Raw genomic sequence first — 427 nt, 5'->3', positions numbered from 1 at the left:
CAGGTATAGAACGCTTCGGTGGAATCGGCGCGCTGCCAGGTGTTGTAGATCACATGCTGGCCGCTGCGCTGCGGCAGCGTGCACTGCAGCTTGTAGGTACCATCGGCCGACAGCGGCGTGTTGCCCAGCGAGCAGAATTCCTGCAGGTCGGCCCAGCGCAGCGGGCTGCCCGGTTGCCAGCCGGCGCGGGTGACGAAGAACTTCCAGTCGCGCGTAGCGTGCGGGGCGGTCGCCTTGAACACGAAGGTGAACCTGCCGTTCGCATCGGGCTGGATCGGTGTGGTCTGCCAGTCGCTGCGCTCCAGGTTCAGGCCGCGGAAGGTCGGGTTGTTGCCGCTGCACAGCTTGCCGTCGGGCACCACGGCCTGGTGGTTGCCGTTGGCGTTGGCCTGGTTGATGCCGTTCCAGTCGTAGAACGCCTGCGAGC

General features: G+C 66.3%; 1 protein-coding gene. It reads right to left on the bottom strand.

The features are described 5' to 3' along the window. The coding region (locus tag HK439_RS26525) for a lytic polysaccharide monooxygenase auxiliary activity family 9 protein (protein WP_190294474.1) at window positions 1–427 on the bottom strand (427 nt) is incomplete at both ends.

Source organism: Roseibium aggregatum (genome assembly GCF_014692675.1).
GTDB lineage: Bacteria > Pseudomonadota > Alphaproteobacteria > Rhizobiales > Stappiaceae > Roseibium > Roseibium aggregatum_C.
The sequence above is the reverse complement of the archived record's forward strand: the minus strand, read 5'-3'. Positions and strand labels throughout refer to the sequence as shown.